This window comes from Nostoc sp. MG11 (assembly GCF_014904695.1).
Taxonomy (GTDB): Bacteria; Cyanobacteriota; Cyanobacteriia; order Cyanobacteriales; family Nostocaceae; genus Komarekiella.
In genome coordinates this window covers 1-810 of the sequence record NZ_JACXXN010000202.1, presented here as the reverse complement: position 1 = coordinate 810, position 810 = coordinate 1, and the positions used below count along the sequence as shown (strand labels likewise).

The 810-nt window shown below is 43.5% G+C and carries 2 pseudogenes; both read right to left on the bottom strand.

The window, feature by feature from the left end:
* Positions 1-511, bottom strand: a pseudogene (locus HCR01_RS38090) (hypothetical protein); the annotation flags it as partial.
* Positions 512-590: 79 nt separating this feature from the next.
* Positions 591-810, bottom strand: a pseudogene (locus HCR01_RS38085) (hypothetical protein); the annotation flags it as partial.

The window sequence follows — 810 nt, the reverse complement described above, 5'->3', positions numbered from 1 at the left end:
TTGTCAGTTTTGGGGGACAATCGAGTAAGAATTGCCCGTATTCTTTAGCGCAGTTGGCTTGCAGTTTTGGTTGGCTGGGTGGAATGAGAAAGACGCTGTTGTTGATTGTAATGGTTTCCATCGTTGTAGTTAATGAAAGGATTGTTGAAATTGTTATTGTTGTAGTTGGGTTGTTTGAATATGCTGCAATGGCTTTGTCTGTTGCTCTAGATTTCCCAGCTATCTTCATAAAATCATCTAGCCCAACTGCTGCATCTATAGCTTGTGCATAGCGAATCTTATCTACAGCATTTGACCAATGGGTAATATGCTCGAATAACAGGCCAATCATTGAGTGCGCTTTATAAACCCGGTGAGTTCTGGGGCAGGCTCCATTGATATACACAAGTTTGTATCCAAGAATTTCCATGACCTCTGCATTCGGGTCTGTTGTCGGCAGAAGTATTTTCTCTTGGGATTCATCTAACTCGGATTCTTGAAGGGAGGACGTAATGATTGTATTGTGTGGCATTATTTAGATTGTCAGAAATTTCGTTGTAGGGGCGATTGCATATCCTCTTGGTTAGCAATCGCCTTTCTCACTTTCAGAACTAAGCCGCGACTGCTGCTTTGACTCTTACTCCCAAGGATGCCACCGCTATCTCTGCGGTAGGGGCAAACTGATTGCAGCCTAGTTGAGTACGTCTGGCATACCACAACCCTTGAGCATTGCACCCAACCAATCCAATGCATTGTCTATCTCGATAAAGTTTAGTGCTCAAGGACAGCCAATCAATTTGTCCTGTCTGAATCCCAAACTTGTTGCAAGCT